Raw genomic sequence first — 20,784 nt, forward strand, 5'->3', positions numbered from 1 at the left:
TTTTTATGCAGTATTCTTATCTTTATAAAAACTGTTATTTATGTCCAACAAAGGATTAATTATAGAAGAACGAGCGCGAGATATCGGCGACTTTTTAGTGGGTAGACTATTACCCTTCAGAAAAAAGAGAATGGTTGGCCCCTTTATTTTTATAGACCATATGGGTCCAGCAACTATCAATGCAGATAATTATGTAAATATCGGGCAGCATCCACACATAGGACTTTCTACGCTTACTTATTTATTTGAAGGCGAAATAAGACATCGTGATAGCATCGGAAGCGACCAAATAATATCGCCTGGTGCTGTAAATTGGATGACAGCTGGAAAAGGAGCTACACATACCGAACATACGCCAGACCACTTAAAAAACACCCAAGATTCTAAAATGCATGGTTTTCAAATTTGGGTTGCCCTCCCAAAAGAATTAGAAAAAATGCATCCAGAATTTCATCATATAGAGAAAAAGGACTTGCCAAAGTGGGAAAAAGATGGAGCTAAATTTACCCTCATCGCTGGGGAAGGATTTGGTGAAAAATCACCTGTCCCAGTTCATTCCCCACTTTTTATGATTGAAATAAAAACTAGCAATAGCACCGACCTACAGATTATAGATCAATTAAAAGGAGAAATAGGAATTTGCGTTGTAAAAGGAAGCATCAACGCTTGCGATGAAAAAATAGAAGCTGGTAACATGATTGTTTCTAAAACAGAAGACACATGTAAAATAACTGTTTCAAAAGAAACACATCTGCTCTTGTTTGGTGGAGAAGCATTCCCTGAAGAAAGATATATTTTTTGGAATTTTGTGGCTTCAGAAAGAGAAACAATTGAAAAAGCAAAACAACGCTGGGCAAATAAAGAATTCCCAAAAGTTAATAATGATGATAGCTACATAGAAATGCCAACATAAAGACAAATAAAAAAAGCCTGTAAGAATTTTATATTGCTTACAGGCTCTTAATATCATTGCTTTTTAAACAAAGGTATTCAGATTACTCATCTCCAATTTTTTCGATAGTTTCGTCTATCTCTTCATTAACTTCAGTATCTACTTCCTCTCCAACACGTTCTAAAACTCCTTTATCTTCTTCCTCTGCTGCAGGAGCTTCTTTAACAATTACTTCTTTTTCTTTCGTAGTCTCTTTACAAGAAACAAAAGCACCAGCTATAACCAATAGCATAGATGCACTTAAAATTATCTTTTTCATTGGTTTATTTTTTTTAGTTATAACTACAATGTAAGAATTAATATCTAAAGTAAAAATTTTCTTGTTAAAAAAAGTAATGGTTACTGAATTTAGATTGCATTTTTTAAGCCTTCAAGTTTTATATGAATTGAACTTTACCATACTTTTGTAAAAAATATTACGAGATGACATTTGATGCTTTAAAACCTGAAGTTAACAACATAATTACCAATAAAGATTTATCTGTTAATGCTAGACTAACAAAAGTCTGTGAGCTTTTGCAAGAAAACATAGCGTACTACGATTGGGTAGGATTCTATTTTAAAAATGGTGACAAAGAAGAACTGAAATTAGATGCTTATGCAGGTGAACCTACAGACCACACAATAATTCCTTTTGGCAAAGGTATTTGCGGACAAGTTGCGGTATCGAATGCAAATTTTGTTGTACCAGACGTAAAGGCACAAGACAATTACATAGCATGCAGTATTTTTGTGAAAGCAGAAATTGTAATTCCTCTATTTGTAAACGGAGAAAACATTGGTCAGATTGATATTGATTCTCATACAGCAGATCCTTTTTCTAAGGAAGATGAAGAGTTTTTAGAGTTTGTAAATGAAAAAGTAGCTAGTATACTCTAATTTTATCCATATCTCCGCTATCAGAAATAAATGAGTTAGTTCATAACTATTAATTTAATAACCAAATAAGGGATTCTCGTTTGGATATTTCATTAAAAGAATATTTTTCTTATTTACAAGGCAACTTTTTAATGCAAATAAATTACTTTTGCAAACCTAAATAACACAATAATAATGAGCAATCTAAAGCAAGCTAAATCGGCATTAATTTCTGTTTTTAGCAAAGACGGATTAGAACCCATCGTAAAAAAATTAGACGAATTAGGTGTAACCATCTATTCTACTGGAGGAACTGAAAGTTTCATTAAAGATCTTGGTATCAACGTAATCCCTGTAGAAGATGTAACTAGCTACCCTTCTATATTAGGAGGACGTGTAAAAACATTACACCCTAAAGTTTTTGGAGGAATTCTAAACAGACAAGATCATGAAGGTGATGTTGCTGAGTTAGAAAAGTTCGAAATCCCACAACTAGACATTGTTATTGTAGATTTATATCCTTTCGAAAAAACTGTTGCTAGCGGAGCTAGTGAACAAGATATTATTGAAAAGATAGACATAGGTGGAATTTCTTTAATTAGAGCTGCTGCGAAAAACTTCAAAGATGTAATTTGTGTTTCTTCCATGGAAGATTATACAGAGTTTTTGGAGGTTATCTCAACTCAAAATGGAGAAACTTCTCTTGCCAACAGAAAACGTTTTGCCGCTAAAGCTTTTAACGTTTCTTCTCATTATGATAGCGCTATTTTTAATTACTTCAATCAAACAGAAGAATTAGAGGCTTTCAAAGTAAGTGAGTCTAAAGGAAAGACTTTACGCTACGGAGAAAACCCTCATCAGAAAGGGTATTTCTACGGAAACTTAGATGAGATGTTCGATAAACTTCACGGAAAAGAACTTTCATATAATAATTTACTAGATGTAGATGCAGCGGTAAATTTAATTGGTGAGTTTAAAAATGACGATCCTACTTTTGCAATTCTTAAACATAATAATGCTTGTGGAGTTGCAACTAGAAAAACTATAAAAGAAGCTTATGTTGATGCATTAGCAGGAGATCCTGTTTCTGCATTTGGTGGTGTTTTAATTTCAAATAAAGAAATTGATACCGATACAGCTAATGAAATTCATTCTTTATTCTGTGAAGTAGTAATTGCTCCTTCTTATTCTGATGAAGCATTAGAGATTCTTAAAGGAAAGAAAAATAGAATTATTTTAGTTCAGAAAGATATTGAACTTCCTAAAACAACAGTTCGCTCGAGTTTAAATGGAGTTTTAGTTCAAGAAAAAGACCTTAAAACAGATGTTATTGAAGATCTTTCTTATGAAACTAACAATAAACCTACAGAAAATGAGTTAGAAGACTTAATGTTCGCATCTAAGATATGTAAACATACAAAGTCTAATACTATTGTTTTCGCAAAGAACAAACAACTTTGCGCTAGCGGTACAGGGCAAACAAGTAGAGTGGATGCTTTAAGACAGGCGATTGAAAAGGCACAGTCTTTTAATTTCGACCTAAAAGGAGCAGCAATGGCGAGCGATGCCTTTTTCCCGTTCCCAGACTGTGTTGAGATTGCAGATAAAGCTGGAATTACAGCAGTAATTCAACCAGGAGGTTCGATAAAAGACAAGTTAAGTATCGATTATTGTAATGAAAATAATGTAGCGATGGTATTCACTGGAACACGCCATTTTAAACATTAATTTATTACATTTGAAAGATTATAATTTATTTATTCCCTCTTGGGTTACATTAAGAGGGAATAAATAATAACAAACAATAAGTTCTCAAGTGTAAACTTCGAGATTTTTACCCACACAATGTGGGAATAACCAGATTAATATTAGAATAATTCATGGGATTTTTTGACTTCTTAACCGAAGAGATTGCTATAGATTTAGGAACAGCGAACACGCTGATAATTCATAATGACAAGGTTGTTGTGGATAGCCCTTCTATTGTAGCCAGAGATAGAGTTACTGGCAAAATAATTGCAGTTGGTAAGGAAGCCAGCATGATGCAAGGTAAAACCCATGAAAACATTAAAACAATTAGGCCTTTAAAAGATGGGGTTATAGCCGATTTTGATGCTTCCGAAAAAATGATCAATATGTTCATTAAAGGAATTCCTGCATTAAAAAAACGTTTTTTTCAGCCTACATTAAGAATGGTTATCTGTATTCCTTCTGGGATCACAGAAGTAGAAATGCGAGCGGTAAAAGAATCTGCGGAACGTGTTAATGGTAAAGAAGTTTACTTAATTCACGAACCTATGGCTGCTGCAATTGGTATCGGTTTAGATATTATGCAACCAAAAGGGAACATGATTGTAGATATAGGTGGTGGAACTACCGAAATTGCAGTCATTGCTCTTGGAGGGATTGTTTGTGATAAGTCCGTTAAAATTGCGGGAGATGTTTTTACGAACGACATAATATATTATATGCGTACGCAGCACAACTTATATGTTGGAGAAACTACTGCTGAAAATATAAAAATTGCTATTGGAGCTGCTACGGAAGATCTTGAGATTCCACCAGAGGAGATGAGTGTTCAAGGACGTGATTTATTAACTGGAAAGCCGAAGCAAGTTCAGATCTCATACCGTGAGATAGCAAAGGCTTTAGATAAATCAATTTTAAGAATTGAAGATGCTGTAATGGAAACATTATCGCAGACTCCGCCAGAATTGGCAGCAGATATTTACAATACTGGAATCTATTTAGCAGGAGGTGGATCTATGCTTCGTGGACTTGATAAACGTATTTCACAAAAAACAGATCTTCCTGTTTATATTGCTGAAGACCCATTAAGAGCCGTAGTAAGAGGAACTGGAATTGCGTTGAAAAACTTAGAAAAGTATAAACCAATCTTGATAAAATAGAATTAGTGAATGCAACAAATAGTCAATTTTTTAATAAGGAATAAAACCTTTATTACCTTTTTATTGCTTTTTTGCTTTTCGCTTTTTCTTACTTTTCAATCACATACTTATCAAAAAGCTAAGTTTATAAATTCAGCGAATTGGGTATCTGGAAAGGTGTACAATGGCTCCAATAATATATCAGATTATTTCCATCTTAAAAAATATAACGAACAACTAGTAGAGGAGAATTTGCGCCTACGCAAAACACTTCTTAACATTCCAGAAGCAGCTATAGACACTACTCAGAGTAAGGACTCTCTTCTTACTGATTATAACTTATACAGCGCTTCAATTATAAAAAACAGCTTTACTAAAAAAAGAAATTACCTCCTTATAAACAAAGGAAGCAGTGATAGTATTAAGCAAGATATGGGTGTTATTACATCGAGAGGTATTGTTGGGATTATAGAAAACACTTCTAATAAGTTTGCAAACGTACAATCGGTGTTAAATTCACTTTCAGAAATAAACGCATCTATTAAAAGCACCAATAATTTTGGTTCCCTAAAATGGAACGGAAACAATCATAATACGGTACAATTAGTAGATATATTAAGATCTGCTGAAATAAAAAAAGGAGATACCATAATTACTGGAGGGATGTCTAGCATTTTTCCAAAAGGAATTCCAGTAGGAACTATAAAAAACTTATCATTAGATGCTTCAAAAAACTACTACTTAATTGATGTAGAGCTTTTTAATGACATGACAACTTTAGATCATGTCTATATCATTGAGAATTTAAATAAGGAAGAGATATTAACCCTAGAAAATAGCATCGATGAATAAGACAGCTTTAGTGTTAATACTCCGCTTTATTATATTGGTACTCCTACAAGTTACCATCTTTAATAATATCAATTTCTTAGGATATATTAATCCATATATTTATATCCTTTTTTTAATTCTTTTTCCTTTTGATAAAGACAATAGGATTTTATTTATTTTTTGTTCATTTTTAATAGGACTCACAATAGATATGTTTAGTGATAGTGGCGGTGTTCATGCAGCTGCATGTGTCACTACAGCTTATTTTATACCATTAATGATGCGCTCTATTTTCGGTGTTAGCTATGATTATCACAACATTAAAATTGAAAAGACTTATTTCGGACAAAGAATTAATTACCTCATTATCTTAATTTTAACACATCACTTCATTCTATTCAGCCTAGAGATTTTTAGTTTTGCACATATTTTGTTAATTCTAAAAAAAACACTGTTTTCCGCAATATTCACGCTAATTTTGTGTTTAATTTTTATCTCACTGTTTAGTAAGAAGAGTACATGAAAAAATTACTTTTATCATCAATAATTGTTATCATCGCTATCGTTTACATAGGGAGGCTATCTTATTTGCAATTATTAGACAATAGTAATAAAAACCCACTAAACGATGCTGCAATTAAAGCCGTTTACGATTATCCAGAACGTGGGCATATTTATGACAGGAATGGAAAACTAATGGTTGCCAACCAACCATCATACGATGTGATGGTTATTCCTAAAGATGTAAAAAAATTAGACACTTTGGAGTTTTGTAATCTTTTGAATATCTCTAAGGAAGATTTTGAAAAGAAATACCATAAAGCAAAAGTTTATTCTCCAAGATTACCATCGGTATTTGTCTCACAACTATCTAAAAAAGAGTATGCCATTCTTCAAGAGAAAATGCGTAAGTATGAAGGGTTTTATATTCAAAAGAGATCATTAAGACATTACATGACAAATGTAGGAGCTAATCTACTGGGTTATATTAGTGAAGTAAACGAAAGAGATCTTAAAAAATATAAATATTATCAGTCTGGAGAGTTAATTGGTCGTCAAGGAGTAGAAAAAGAATATGAAGAAACGCTACGTGGTCAAAAAGGGGTTAAATTCATTCAAAAAGACAGATTTAATCGTGTTATTGGGCCTTATAAAGATGGAATATTTGATACGCTTCCGGTACCGGGTAAAGATATTCACCTAACGATTGATAATGACCTTCAAAAATATGGAGAAGAGTTAATGATTCATAAAAGAGGTGGTATTGTAGCTATAGACCCTAAAACTGGAGAAATACTTTCTTTAGTGTCTGCTCCCACCTACGACCCTGAGCTTTTAGTTGGAAGAAAAAGATCAAAGAATTACACAAGACTTTATTATGACTCTATTGCAAAACCACTTTACGACAGAGGACTAAATGCTATGTATCCTCCTGGGTCGCCTTTTAAAACTATAAATGCCCTAATCGGACTTCAAGAGGGAGTTATAGATCCAAGTACTACGTTTACTTGTTACCACGGTTATCGCTACGGGAGAAATTCTTTTATGGGATGCCATTGCGTCTCCGGAACCAGAAATGACTTGAAAAGAGGGATTCAAGAGTCTTGTAATGCCTATTTTGCAAATACCTACAGACGTATAATAGAAAAATACCCAACTTCTGCTGAAGGAATGAATACTTGGGAGAAGCATGTGGAAAGTTTCGGTTTAGGTGATTATCTAGGCTATGATTTACCTACGGGAAAATCTGGTAAAATTCCAGATGCAGATTACTACAATAAAGTCTATGGTGAAAGACGCTGGTTTGCTACCAACACACTCTCTAATGCAATTGGACAAGGGGAAGTATTAACAACGCCGATACAATTAGCAAATCTAACTGCTACCATTGCTAATAGAGGTTATTATTACACGCCTCATATTATTAAAAAAATCGAAAATGACTCTGTTCCACATAAATTTGTAGAGAAACATCAAACCACTATTGATGCAAAAAACTTCGAACCTGTAGTAAGTGGAATGGCGTCTGTATATACAAACGGAACTGCAAAATGGCTTCAGATTCCTGAGATTAACATTGCAGGAAAAACTGGAACAGCAGAGAATTTCGCCAAAATAGAAGGAAAAAGAGTTCAGCTTACTGACCACTCTATCTTTGTAGCATTTGCTCCTGTAGAAGACCCAAAAATTGCTATTGCTGTATTTGTTGAAAACGGATACTGGGGAAGTAGATGGGCTGGTAAGATTGCTAGTTTGATGATTGAAAAATATATCAAAGGAGAAATCACTAGAACAGATATGGAAGATTATTTATTAGAGGGTAGTCTAGAAGATGAATATGCAAAACCTATCAGCGGAAAATCATTTACAATCAATGATGGAAAAGTATTTATTAAATGGCCTGAAACTGAAAAACCAGTACCTTAAATGAACGATTTCTTAAAAAAAGTAGATTGGATTAGTATTCTTCTTTACGCTATTTTAGTTTTTATCGGTTGGCTTAATATATACTCTGCATCTTATGACGGTGGACTAGAAGGTATCATAAACACAGACACTTTCTACGGAAAGCAAATGATATATATTATTGTAAGTTGTATACTCATCATTCTAATTCTTTCGATAGAAGCCAAATTCTATGAACGTTTTTCTAGTCTAATATACCTTATATCACTGCTATCTCTAGCTGGTTTATATGTGTTTGGGAAAAATGTAAATGGAGCAACATCATGGTATTCTATTGGAGGGATGACATTACAACCATCTGAGTTTGCTAAAGCTGCAACTGCGCTTGCATTAGCAAAATTTTTAAGCGACATTCAAACAGATATTCAGAACCCTAAAGACCTTTTAAAAGCCTTTATAATCATATTTCTCCCTGCATTGCTCATAATTCCTCAGCCAGACCCAGGGAGTGCTTTAGTATATGTGGCGTTCTTTTTTGTTTTGTACAGAGAGGGGCTGCATCCTATGTATCTCTTTGTTGGCTTTTTTACAGTTTTATTATTTGTATTCACTTTACTTTTTGGAACTATATGGGTTGGTTTAGGCTGTACTTTACTCTTAGGTTTAATATATTATTTCTTTAAAACGAAGAAGAAAAAAATATCAGGTATCCAGCTACTCATTGTTTTAATCATTTCTATGGTATTCTCCTATTCTGTAGACTTTATTTACAATAATGTATTTGAACAACGCCATAGAGACCGTTTTAGTTTATGGTTGCGATTAGAAGACGACCCAGTGAAACTGGAACAGATAAGAAGAACAATAGGCTACAACACGCATCAATCTGAATCTGCAATTGGTTCTGGTGGACTCATGGGGAAAGGTTTTTTAGAGGGCACAAGAACAAAGGGGAATTTTGTTCCTGAACAACATACAGATTATATTTTTAGTACCGTTGGAGAAGAATGGGGGTTTGTAGGAACATCGTTAGTAGTTATTCTATTCTCTTTATTGATTTTAAGACTCCTATTTCTAGCTGAAAGACAAAAGTCTACTTTTAGTAGGGTTTATGGCTATTCTGTAGCCGCAATCATTTTTTTACACTTTGCAATTAATATTGGGATGGTAATAGGTTTACTTCCTACAGTAGGTATACCACTCCCCTTTTTTAGCTATGGTGGCTCTGGTTTATTAGGATTTACAGTGCTATTATTTATCTTCTTAAAACTCGATGCTAATAGAATTAACGAGTGGATGTAATAACAAAAAGATACAGTGAAAATCAAAAAAGCGATTAAGTAAATAAATACTTAATCGCTTTTTGTTGGCAGTCGGTATATTAATAAGGGTTTACCCCTTTACCTGTACTACTTTATTCTTCTTTATATTATTTATTTTTAAATCCTCTAAGACATTTAAAGCCTCTTCGATATAAACATCTTTAGATAAATTTTTATGCCAACGCTCTCTCTTTTCCTTAAGAATACTGTCTTTAACCATTAACTCATCTTCATAAGGCAATGATTTAAAAGAAAGATCTGTTTGGTAATCAGTGATTTTTCTGAAACGTTTTAACACCTCTTCATCTTTTTCAATCTCTGCTTTATATTCATCGATATTTAAAGGATAGACTTTCTCTTCTTGCTGTGCTTTTACCCACTGAGCATTTTCATCTATAAGCTTCAATTGGCTGTTGTTTGCCATACGAGCTTTACTCTTCTCTATTGTTTCTTCATAATCAATATATCCAGCCCAATCTTTATAAGAAACAGCCTCTATTTTATCCCATGGAAGTGGATTCTCTTGATCTTTCTCACCAATATTGCTGTAGCTATATCTGTCTGGAACTACTACATCACTTTTCACTCCTTCAAGCTGCGTAGACCCTCCATTAATTCGATAAAACTTCTGGGTTGTCATTTTTAGAGCTCCAACATCTCCATATTCTGTATTACCTCTTAAAAATTGATTTAAATCGATTACATTCTGAACAGTTCCTTTTCCATAAGTTTGCTTACTTCCTAAGATAATTGCTCTCTTATAATCCTGCATAGCAGCAGCAAGTATTTCAGAAGCAGAAGCAGAAAGCTCATTAACAAGTATCACCAAAGGACCATCCCATTGCACGCTATCATCTGTATCAGAAAGCACTTCTTTTTTCTGACCAGTAGACTTCACTTGTACAATTGGACCTTCTTTTATAAATAGTCCAGCCATATCTACCACAGTTTTTAAAGAACCTCCTCCGTTATCTCTAAGATCAAGAACAATTCCTTCTACTCCAGCAGTTTTAAGCTCTTCTATTTCTTTAGCAACATCTGATGCTGCATTTCTATTTTTATAATCTTCAAAATCTATATAAAACTTAGGTAAGTTTATAATTCCAAAAGTTCTCTCTCCTTTTTTAACGGTAGAAGATTTAGCATAAGATTCTTCTAACTCTACGATATCACGCTCAATAGCAATTTCATCTACAGTTCCATCTAAACGCTTCATTGTTAATAAAACTTTAGATCCTTTTGGTCCTTTTATTAACTTGACAGCATCTTCTAAACGCATTCCTACAACACTCACAGGAGTTTCTCCTTCTTGGCCAACTTTCATAATTTCGTCACCAACTTCCATGTTATTAGCTCTCCAAGCTGGTCCTCCAGAAATAATTTCCACTATTTTTATATGGTCATTTTTCTTTTGCAATCTAGCTCCAATCCCTTCAAACTTACCAGACATACTAACATCAAATCTTTCTTTATCATCTGGTGCAAAATAAAAAGTATGAGGATCAAACTCTTCAACAATAGAATTGATATACACTACAAACCAATCTTTACGTTGTAAATCTCCCATGAACTCAAAATATTCTGTCAATGTTTTTTGAGTAGCTTCACGGGTTTCTTTTTCTAAAGCAATAGGATCTTTCGGAAGTTCTTCATCTTCATCTGCACTGCTACTTTCTGGATTAACAGGTGTTCCTTTTTCATCTACAACAACTCCATTAACACCATGTTGTGTCATTTCATTCTTAACGTCTTCTTCATTTTCTACAACTTCAGTAGCACTTACATAGCGCTCTATAGTAGAAAATTTAAGCTGAGTTCTCCAACGTTGCCACAACTCATCCTTAGTCTTTGCATAGGATAAATTTTCATAATCCACATCAATTACTTCATCTTCGTTATAATCATATGGAGTTTCTAAAACATCTTTATACATTACAGAAGCTTCGTCCATACGCTGCATAAGTCTATCATATGTAAGGTTAAAGAAAGTAATATCAGATGTTTTTATTTGGTCATCTATCGCAGATCTATATTTACTAAACTCATCGATATCACTTTGCAAGAAATAGCGCTTTAACGGATCTAAAGCCTCTATATAATTATCATACACGTGTTCAGAAAAATCATCATCTATATCTTTAGGATTAAAATGACCATTTTCTAGCACATAGGATATCAAGTCTAGAAGAAGTTTATCTTTATCTGGATTGTCAAATGTTTTATTCGTAAAACTACAAGATGCAGCAGATATTAATAACGCTGCTAGCAAATACACAAAATTCCTTTTCATTTACATTTTTTTTATAGAGATCTACATCTCTCAAACATTAAATATTTTCATTTATAAAACGAAGTATTTTTAAAATCGATAAACACGAAAATACTAACGTAATTTAATAAAATATACTAACAGAATTCATTTTTATACGTTTTCTCTTAGATTTTATTTTTCCATTTTCTCAGTTAAGATTAACTAAATTAAGGAAAAAATCGTGCCACAACATTACAAATCAACTAATATTTTGTTAAACCCTAATTATTCAGCAATTCTTTAAGAAATCCCTAGATTTACTAGTAATATAACAAGACAATAAAGTAGGCTCTCCATTGGAAATAAACTTCTATGCATGTATAATTACTTTAAGTATTAAAATGATTATTTTAGCAACACAAATGAAATATGAACATGAAAAAAAGACCCTTAATACTGGTAACAAACGACGATGGAATTACTGCTCCTGGAATTAGAGCATTAATAGATGTAATGAATGAAATCGGTGATGTCATTGTAGTTGCTCCAGACAGCCCTCAAAGTGGAATGGGACATGCCATTACTGTTAATTCTACTCTTTATTGTAGCCCAATTACAATTAAAGAAGAGGATGTACAATTAGAATATAGTTGCAGCGGAACTCCTGTAGACTGTGTAAAGTTGGCTGTAAATGAAATTTTAAATAAACGTCCTGATATTTGCGTAAGCGGAATTAATCATGGTTCTAATTCTTCCATCAACGTAATTTACTCTGGAACGATGAGTGCTGCTGTAGAAGCTGGTGTAGAAGGAATCCCTGCAATAGGTTTTTCTTTATGCGATTATTCTTGGGAAGCAGATTTTGAATCAGTTAAAAAATACGTAAAGGCAATTACCATGAATGCTTTAAAAAATGGAATGCCAAAAAATGTAGTTCTAAACGTTAATTTCCCGAAATTAAAAGAAAAAGACATCAAAGGAATTAAGGTTTGTAGACAAGCAAATGCAAGATGGGTTGAAGAGTTTGACAAACGTACCAATCCGATGGGAAGAGAATATTATTGGCTTTCTGGTAAGTTTGTAAATCAAGATAAGGGTGAAGACACAGATGAATGGGCTCTTGCAAACGGATATGTTTCTTTGGTTCCTGTACAGTTTGATTTAACAGCTCATCATGCTATTCAAGATTTAAATACATGGAATTTAAATGACTAAAAAGGAAATATTAATAGGATTCGCTGTTGGAGTTATAGCTAATATTATAGGAACCTTGTTATATGTTTTACTTTTTTCTGACTTTAGTATTGAAGAAAGTTTTATTATAGCTAGAGAGCAAGGTCAATTTGGTAGTTTATTAGCTTTAGGAGCATTATTAAATCTAGTTGCTTTCTTTGGTTTCATTAAACTGAAGAGAGATCTCCGAGCCAAAGGGGTTTTAATAGCAACTTTCTTGACTGCTTTTATTATCTTGTTATTGAAAATATTTTAAAGTAAAATCTATATCACGTGAAGTATTATATTATTTCTGGAGAAGCTTCTGGAGACTTACATGCCTCTAACCTTGTAAAAGAGCTTACAAAAGTGGATCCCAATGCATCTTTTAGAGGCTGGGGTGGTGATCTTATGCAAGCTGCTGGCGTAGATCTAGTAAAGCACTATAAAGATCAGTCTTTTATGGGCTTTTTTGAAGTGGTTATAAATTTGCGTAAGATATTTACAAACATAAAGTTCTGTAAAGAAGATATAGAAAAATACAATCCAGATGTACTCCTATTTATAGATTACTCTGGTTTTAACCTCCGAATTGCAAAGTGGGCAAAACAGCAAAATTATAAAACTTTTTATTATGTATCTCCACAAATATGGGCTTCCAGAGAAAGTAGAATAGAAGCCATAAAAAGAGATGTCGATGAGATGTTTGTGATTCTTCCTTTTGAAAAAGAATTTTACGAAGACAAACATAATTATCCTGTAAACTTTGTTGGTCATCCCCTACTCGATGCAATTGGGAATAGACCACAGGTGCTTCCTGATGATTTTAGGAAAAATAATAATTTAGATAATAGAGAAATCATAGCATTGCTTCCGGGAAGTAGGAAGCAAGAAATTACAAATATGCTCTCAATAATGTTGAGTGTTGTAGATGATTTTACAGATTATCAATTTGTAATTGCTGGTGCTCCTAGTCAAGAATACCATTTTTATGAGCAATTTATCGGAAAAAAGAACGTTCATTTTGTAACTGGAAAAACCTATGATTTATTAAGTGTTTCCAAAGCTGCTTTAGTAACCAGCGGAACGGCAACCTTAGAAACAGCAATTTTTAAAGTTCCTGAAGTGGTATGTTATAAAGCTAATTGGATAAGTTACCAGATTGCAAAACGTATAATAACCCTTAAGTTTATCTCTTTAGTGAATTTAATAATGGATAAAGAAGTTGTTAAAGAACTTATCCAAGATGATCTAAATACCAAAAATCTAAAAGCAGAATTGACAAAAATTCTTGATCCTCAGATAAGGGAACGCATTTTTTTAGATTATTTTGAATTAGAGAAAAAACTAGGAGGAAAAGGAGCTAGTAAAAATGCAGCCCAACTTATTTACAGTAAAATTTCTTAATTTACCCCCAAACCCAAATTTAAATAATGAAAAAAGTAATTTTAATCCTTTTTATTACAGCTGCAATAGCCTCGTGTAAGTCGACTAAAAAAACAGTTTCTGTAAAGGGAGGAAAGCCTACAAAAAGTGAAGTTTCTTATAAAGAAAGTAAAGGCTCTAAAGAGGCTAATGAAATTATAAAATCTGCATTTTCTTATAACGGTACTCCATATAAATATGGCGGAACTACCAAAAGAGGGATGGATTGCTCGGGTCTTATTTACACTTCTTTTAAGGAGAATGACATCGCATTACAAAGAGCCTCTTATATGATGGCTACTCAAGGAAAGAAAATTAAGTTAAATGCTGTTGAAAAAGGAGATCTCCTATTTTTTACAACCAATAAAAGCAGTCGTAAAATAAACCATGTTGGCCTTGTTGTAGACGTAAAAGGAAATGATATTCGTTTTATCCACTCCACAACATCGCGAGGAGTTTTAGTATCCTCATTAAGTGAAGGTTACTGGAATTATGCTTTTAATCACGCTAGAAGAGTTTTATAGATTATTTTTTATATATTTAGTGTTTAAGCGCTGTGAAAACACTAAAATATCCTATTTTAAAACTCCTAATTTTCCTCTTACTAGGAATTTATAGTGGCTATACTTTTGAAATAGAACTACAGTATACTTTATATCTGCTATCTTCATTTATAATAGTTTCACTACTATTTTCCTATCATAAAAAGATTGCCACCAGCACAATCTATAGTTTACTACTACTAGCTACAGTTTTCTTAATTGGAGTACTAAATGCTACTATTCATTCTAACCAGAATCCTGAACACTATTCAAAAAAATACCAATTAGGAGACTCTATATTTTTAAAAATATCTAAGCAACTTAAGCATAGTGATTATTATTATAAATATGAAGCAAATGTATATCGCATCAATAACAAAAAAAGCAATGGTAATATTATCCTTAATTTAGTTCGGGATAGCATTTCCGAGAAGAACTTACCAAAAACTGACTTTGAATACAGTACGAATACTCTCCTAAAAGAGGTAAATGCACCACTAAATCCGCATCAATTCGACTATAAAAAGTATTTGGCTACGCAACAGATCTACCATCAGTTAACTACTAAATCGCACGAATTAAAACGCATTCCTAACTCCTATAAAACAATTAGAGGGTATGCAGCTATATTTAGAGAAACCATCAACAAAAAACTTTCTAAATACCCTTACAAAGAAGAAATAGCCGTGGTAAACGCTCTTTTATTAGGACAACGACAAGGAATATCAAAAGACGTTTATCAAGAATATGCAGCAGCTGGAGCAATACATTTATTAGCTATTTCTGGATTACACATCGGAATTCTATACTTACTACTGAGTTTTTTATTAAAACCCTTAAATAGAATAAAGCATGGTAAGACTATAGGAGTGATAATAATAATTACACTGCTATGGATCTTTGCTATAATAGCTGGATTAAGTCCTTCTATTGTCCGTTCGGTAACTATGTTCACCTTCATAGCATATGCAGAAAAATTAAACAGAGCTAAAAATATAAACCTCGCTCTTATTGGATCTATGTTTATACTTCTTCTATTTAAACCTAGTTTTATATTTGATGTTGGCTTCCAACTAAGTTATGTTGCTGTTTTTGGAATTGTTTGGATCCAACCTACCTTAGTTGCGCTATGGAGTCCTCGAAATAAGCTTGTTTTATACTTGTGGAAGCTACTAACAGTGAGTGTCGCCGCTCAGCTGAGTGTATTACCTCTTACATTATACTATTTTCACCAATTCCCAGGATTATTCTTTATTTCCAATTTAGTAATCGTTCCGTTTATAGGTATGCTTTTAGGTTTTGGATTTGTAATTATTATCCTCGCTCTTTTAAATATTCTCCCAAATTTTATTGCTGAAATATATTTTACTATTATTAAAATCATGAATTTACTTATAGGATGGATTGCTAATCAAGAAGATTTCATCTTTAGGAAAATCTATTTTACAGGAGCTAATTTAATTACAACATCCATATTAATTATTGCTTTGGTGATTCTATTGAAGAATTATTCAAAAAGAAATTTAGTAATGGGTATTGGAAGCTTTCTAATATTTTCTTCCACCATTTTATATCAAAACCATCAGTCGCAACTACAAAGCAAATTCACTTTGTTTCATCGGACTAGAATCTCATTATCATCAATACAAAAAGGAAGATCACTTCAGGTAAATGACACTTCAGTAGCAACAAAAAACATTATTAAAGCGTATAGCATCGGAGAAAACATAAAAACTATAAGCCATTTGAAGTCGCCACAAACATTTCAGCTTAAAAAGAAAAACTTCACAATTATAGATAGTACAAATGTGTATCAAAAGAATAAAACTGACTTGCTAATACTTACTTATTCTCCTAAGATTAATTTAGAGAGGGTATTATTTCAACTAAAGCCTAACAAAGTTATTGCAGATGGGAGTAACTATAAATCGTTTATAAAAATGTGGAGAGCGAGCTGTATAAAACAAAAAATCCCTTTTCACTATACTGGTGAAAAGGGAGCTTTTATATTAGATTAATTTGAATAAATACTATTTTATTCCATGCATTTTACGTTTCATCATCGGGTTTAATAGCACTAAAATAAATGCTGCCGCAAATGGTATAACAGTAAACATTAGGAAGAATGCAGACAGTCCATACTGCTCAGAAATAGTATCTATATAACTTCCTGTTACACCTCCCAATAGATTTGCAATAAAGTTTGCTACAAACCATATTCCGAACATAAGTCCCACCAATTTAACTGGCGCTAATTTACTTACATAAGATAATCCTACTGGAGACACACAAAGCTCTCCTAATGTATGGAACAAGTAAGCAAATACTAAAAACATTAAACTTACAGAAGCTGTTTTTGCTCCCTCTGGGATCGTAAAAGCACCATAAGATAAGATGGCAAAACCAACTCCTAGAAGCACAAGACCTAAAGCAAATTTAATTGGCCCTGATGGGTTAAATTTGCTTTCCCATATTTTTGAGAATAAGGGTGCAAAAAGTATAATAAATAAAGAGTTTAGTACAGAAAACCAAGATGCAGGAACTTCTGTTGCATCAGCTGAAAACTCTCTCTTCAACATCCATAAAACAATTCCCCATATAATAACAAAACTTAAACCTAACCAAACATTAGATAAGGCAAATTTTCCAAACGTTTGTCTAAATAATTGTAATAAGACCCAGCTAATTATAAGCATTGGAACAACTGTAATAATAGTATTAACTATTTTAAAAGTTGTAGCTGCGTTTCCTATTAAAGCTCTATCTGTATAATCAGCAGCAAAAATAGTCATCGATCCACCTGCTTGTTCAAATGCCCACCAAAAGAAAATGGTAAATAATGCAAAAATAGAAATTACGGTAATTCTATCTCGAACTACAATTTTATCTTCCACTTCTTTAGCAGCTTTAGCTTCTCTTACTTGTTTTGAAGGCTCAGCTATTTTATCATCTAAATCTGAAAATTCAGTCTCTACCAATTTCTTTTCTTGCTCTGGAGACAATCCTATATCCCCAAATATCTTTTGAGCGAAGTAAAACTGTAACATCCCTAAAAACATAAAGATTCCAGCTAAACCAAATCCATAATGCCATCCTACTTTCTCCCCTATATATCCACAAAGTAAAATTCCTAAAAATGCACCTGCATTAATACCCATGTAAAAGATAGTATATCCCGCATCTTTCTCTTTTCCTTGATCTTTATATAACTGACCTACCATAGAGGAAACATTAGGCTTGAACAAACCATTTCCGATAATAAGACACAATAAACCTAGGTAGAAAAAATAACTAGAAAAACCTTCTAAAGCCATAGAAGCATGACCTGCAGTCATTATAAATGCTCCTAAAACTACCGCTTTACGGTACCCCATAAGTTTATCTGCAATAAAACCACCTATTATTGGAGTTAAATATACCAAACCTGTGTACCATCCGTATAATAATAAAGCATCATCTCTTTCCCATCCCCAGCCTTCTTTTAATAATGACGCTGTTAAAAATAAAACCAATAGCGCACGCATTCCATAATAAGAAAAGCGTTCCCACATTTCTGTAAAGAACAGAACAAATAACCCCGAAGGGTGACCTAAAACAGTCTTTTGATTTGTTTCTGAACCACCAAATTTAAACTCCATCTATAATTATTTTAATTAGTATTGTTATCGTTAATCTTTTTTGAACTTCTTATTTTTTTGATTCTGCACCTAAATGCTCATCGATAAAGTTGGTCATTTTAGTATATAACTGTAAACGTGTATTACCACCATAAATACCATGGTTTTTATCTGGGTAAATTGCCCAATCAAATTGCTTATTTGCTTGAATAAGCGCTTCTGCCATTCTCATCGTGTTTTGAACATGCACGTTATCGTCTCCAGTTCCGTGGATTAACAAGTAATCGCCTTTTAACAATTCAGGGTAACTTAACGGTGAATTTTCATCATATCCGCTTGCATTTTCCTGTGGAGTTTGCATATATCTTTCTGTATAAATACTGTCATAAAAACGCCAGCTTGTAACTGGAGCAACAGCGATTGCCATACTAAATACATCATTTCCTTTTAAAATACTATTAGTACTCATAAAACCTCCATAGCTCCATCCCCAGATACCGATTCTTTCTTTGTCAATATACGGAAGATTTCCTAATTTCTTAGCAACTGCTATTTGGTCTTCTACTTCGTATTTTCCTAATTCTTTATAAGTTACTTTTTTAAACTCAGCTCCTTTAAATCCTGTTCCTCTTCCATCTACACAAGCGATAACATATCCTTTTTCTGCAAGCATTTGGTACCAGTAATCATTAGATGCCATCCATCTATTAGCTACTTGCTGAGAACCTGGTCCAGAATATTGAAACATAAATAATGGATATTCTTTATTTGGATCAAAATCTTTAGGCTTGATAGTCCACATATTTAAATCATTACCATTGATATTAATGGTAGAAAATTCTTTTGGTGAAATTTCATAAGCAGACACTTTTTTAAGCAATGCCTCATTATTTACGATCTCTTTTAACTCTTTTCCAGTTTTACTATCGTTTAATGTATATCTAGCTGGTGTTGAAGCACTAGAATATGAATTGATAAAGTAACTGAAATCGGCACTAAAAGTCGCATTATTTGTTCCTTCTTCAGTAGAAAGTCTTTTTTTACCTTTTCCATTTAGCTTAATGGCATAAACATCTCTGTTTATAGAACCATTCTCTACTGATTGATAAAAGACACGATCGTTCTTTTTATCATATCCATAGTAGTTAGTAACTTCCCAAGGGCCTTCTGTTACTTGATTAAGTAATTTCCCTGTTTTGTTGTAGTGATAAATGTGATTGTAACCATCTTTTTCACTTGTCCAAATAAAGCTATTATCAGCTAAAAAGGTAAGGTTATCTGTTACATCAATGTATGCCTTGTCTGTTTCATGAAGTACTACTTCAGCACCTTTATTTACATTATAAAAATAAAGCTTTAAATCGTTTTGATGACGATTCATTACTTGTGCACTTAAAACATCTGCATCGTTTGTCCACTCTATTCTAGGAATATAATAAGCATCATTCAATGCTACTTCTTCTGTTTTCTTAGCAGCAACATCATAAGTAAAAAGGCTTACTTTTGAGTTGTTTTCTCCTGCTTTAGGGTACTTAAACTCATGTTGTGTAGGGTAAAGTGTTTTACCATAAACATCCATTGAAAATTCTGGAACTTCTCTTTCATCAAAACGAATGTAAGCTAAATAAGTTCCTGTTTTATTCCAATCGAAAGCTCTTACAAAAGCAAATTCTTCTTCATATACCCAATCGGTAACCCCATTGATGATTTTATTCTTCTCACCATCTGTAGTTACTTGAGAAGTACTCCCATCACCTAGGTTTTTTATATAAATATTATTTTCGAAAACATAAGCTACTTTAGAGCCGTCTGGAGAAAGTGTTGGCTCTTGTATTTTATTTTCTGAAATTAGTTCAACTTCTTTTGAAGCGATATCATACACATAAAATTTCCCTAAAGTAGACCTTCTAAAAATTGATTCCACATCTGTTGCCAAAATCAACTTTGACTCATCTTCACTAAATGTATAAGATGAAAAATATTTAATTCCATCTAAATCCGCAGAAGAAACGATGGTTTCCACTTTCTCTAAAGTCTCATAATTGTATTTATCGATTGCAGAACTTTTAGAACTTCTATCAAAATTTAAAACAGTGTATTGTTTACCATCTTTCATGGAGTGTAAAACATCCATTCCTTCGGTGCGAAAAGCACCTCCCCATATTTCTTCTAATGTAATTTTTTTATCTTGTGCAGTTGTGAGGGAAACTAATCCTATCATTACTAGGAGTAACGTATAATGTCTCTTCATTAAATTGTTATGTATTGATTAAAAAACCGTCAAGTTTACTAAAAATTTCACATATACGATAACTTTTGACGTTAAACATTACTTATAATAGGGACTTATAAGGTTTAATTAATAATTTTTCTATTTACTGTAGGCAGTAGGCTACAAAGTGGGTTATAATATGAATAGAAACAAAGCAAGCTCCACAAAAAATAAGTTCCAATTACATTACATAGATCAATATTCTTGC

At 32.8% G+C, this 20,784-nt stretch carries 16 protein-coding genes; 12 read left to right on the forward strand and 4 right to left on the reverse strand.

Features of this window, described 5'->3' with window-relative positions; genetic code table 11:
- Positions 1 to 40: 40 nt before the first annotated feature.
- Positions 41 to 913, forward strand: a complete 873-nt coding sequence (locus ACN0TY_RS00410) for a pirin family protein (RefSeq protein WP_417442941.1) — start codon at positions 41 to 43, stop codon at positions 911 to 913.
- An 82-nt stretch (positions 914 to 995) separates the two neighbouring features.
- Here the strand turns inward: ACN0TY_RS00410 and ACN0TY_RS00415 are convergent, their stop codons facing one another.
- Positions 996 to 1,211, reverse strand: coding sequence for a hypothetical protein (locus ACN0TY_RS00415; protein ID WP_236959396.1), 216 nt, complete (start codon positions 1,209 to 1,211; stop codon positions 996 to 998).
- 164 nt (positions 1,212 to 1,375) lie between these two features.
- Between ACN0TY_RS00415 and ACN0TY_RS00420 the strand changes: the two genes are divergently transcribed.
- The 6 genes from ACN0TY_RS00420 to rodA all read left to right on the forward strand — a co-directional run bounded on the left by ACN0TY_RS00420 (position 1,376) and on the right by rodA (position 9,237).
- The gene (locus tag ACN0TY_RS00420) at positions 1,376 to 1,831 is read left to right on the forward strand and encodes a GAF domain-containing protein (RefSeq protein WP_236959397.1); all 456 of its coding nucleotides are present in this window, start codon (positions 1,376 to 1,378) and stop codon (positions 1,829 to 1,831) included.
- 174 nt (positions 1,832 to 2,005) lie between these two features.
- Complete coding sequence (purH, locus tag ACN0TY_RS00425; protein ID WP_417442942.1) at positions 2,006 to 3,538, forward strand: bifunctional phosphoribosylaminoimidazolecarboxamide formyltransferase/IMP cyclohydrolase; 1,533 nt, start codon at positions 2,006 to 2,008, stop codon at positions 3,536 to 3,538.
- A 152-nt stretch (positions 3,539 to 3,690) separates the two neighbouring features.
- On the forward strand, positions 3,691 to 4,719 hold the full coding sequence (locus ACN0TY_RS00430) for a rod shape-determining protein (RefSeq protein ID WP_236959399.1): 1,029 nt from the start codon (positions 3,691 to 3,693) through the stop codon (positions 4,717 to 4,719).
- Between the two features lie 9 nt (positions 4,720 to 4,728).
- Positions 4,729 to 5,550: a rod shape-determining protein MreC gene (mreC, locus tag ACN0TY_RS00435; protein WP_417442943.1), complete on the forward strand. Its 822-nt coding sequence runs from the start codon at positions 4,729 to 4,731 to the stop codon at positions 5,548 to 5,550.
- 498 nt (positions 5,551 to 6,048) lie between these two features.
- Entirely contained in the window at positions 6,049 to 7,956 is a 1,908-nt protein-coding gene (mrdA, locus tag ACN0TY_RS00440; protein ID WP_236959402.1) for a penicillin-binding protein 2, read from the forward strand.
- On the forward strand, positions 7,957 to 9,237 hold the full coding sequence (gene rodA, locus ACN0TY_RS00445; RefSeq protein WP_417442944.1) for a rod shape-determining protein RodA: 1,281 nt from the start codon (positions 7,957 to 7,959) through the stop codon (positions 9,235 to 9,237).
- Between the two features lie 90 nt (positions 9,238 to 9,327).
- On the opposite strand, the gene ACN0TY_RS00450 is transcribed toward rodA, so the two are convergent.
- Positions 9,328 to 11,547: a carboxy terminal-processing peptidase gene (locus tag ACN0TY_RS00450; protein WP_417442945.1), complete on the reverse strand. Its 2,220-nt coding sequence runs from the start codon at positions 11,545 to 11,547 to the stop codon at positions 9,328 to 9,330.
- 396 nt (positions 11,548 to 11,943) lie between these two features.
- On the opposite strand from ACN0TY_RS00450, the gene surE reads away from it, so the two are divergent.
- The 5 genes from surE to ACN0TY_RS00475 are packed head-to-tail and all read left to right on the forward strand — an operon-like array spanning position 11,944 to position 16,705.
- A complete protein-coding gene (surE, locus tag ACN0TY_RS00455) occupies positions 11,944 to 12,723 on the forward strand; it encodes a 5'/3'-nucleotidase SurE (protein WP_236959405.1) in 780 nt (259 codons plus the stop codon).
- Positions 12,716 to 12,997, forward strand: a complete 282-nt coding sequence (locus tag ACN0TY_RS00460; protein WP_236959406.1) for a hypothetical protein — start codon at positions 12,716 to 12,718, stop codon at positions 12,995 to 12,997. Before surE ends, ACN0TY_RS00460 begins: the two co-directional genes overlap by 8 nt.
- 17 nt (positions 12,998 to 13,014) lie before the next feature.
- The gene (gene lpxB / locus ACN0TY_RS00465; RefSeq protein WP_417442946.1) at positions 13,015 to 14,127 is read left to right on the forward strand and encodes a lipid-A-disaccharide synthase; all 1,113 of its coding nucleotides are present in this window, start codon (positions 13,015 to 13,017) and stop codon (positions 14,125 to 14,127) included.
- 26 nt (positions 14,128 to 14,153) lie between these two features.
- Complete coding sequence (locus ACN0TY_RS00470) at positions 14,154 to 14,669, forward strand: C40 family peptidase (RefSeq protein WP_236959408.1); 516 nt, start codon at positions 14,154 to 14,156, stop codon at positions 14,667 to 14,669.
- Between the two features lie 32 nt (positions 14,670 to 14,701).
- The gene (locus ACN0TY_RS00475) at positions 14,702 to 16,705 is read left to right on the forward strand and encodes a ComEC/Rec2 family competence protein (protein WP_417442947.1); all 2,004 of its coding nucleotides are present in this window, start codon (positions 14,702 to 14,704) and stop codon (positions 16,703 to 16,705) included.
- A 12-nt stretch (positions 16,706 to 16,717) separates the two neighbouring features.
- Here the strand turns inward: ACN0TY_RS00475 and ACN0TY_RS00480 are convergent, their stop codons facing one another.
- Together ACN0TY_RS00480 and ACN0TY_RS00485 are read right to left on the reverse strand one after the other, a co-directional pair.
- Positions 16,718 to 18,325: a peptide MFS transporter gene (locus ACN0TY_RS00480; RefSeq protein ID WP_417442948.1), complete on the reverse strand. Its 1,608-nt coding sequence runs from the start codon at positions 18,323 to 18,325 to the stop codon at positions 16,718 to 16,720.
- Positions 18,326 to 18,374: 49 nt separating this feature from the next.
- Positions 18,375 to 20,555 carry a S9 family peptidase gene (locus ACN0TY_RS00485; protein ID WP_417442949.1) on the reverse strand — a complete coding sequence of 727 codons (2,181 nt, stop codon included), beginning with the start codon at positions 20,553 to 20,555 and terminating at the stop codon, positions 18,375 to 18,377.
- Positions 20,556 to 20,784: the final 229 nt, after the last annotated feature.

The organism is Joostella sp., assembly GCF_048266025.1.
Taxonomy (GTDB): Bacteria; Bacteroidota; Bacteroidia; order Flavobacteriales; family Flavobacteriaceae; genus Galbibacter; species Galbibacter atrarenae.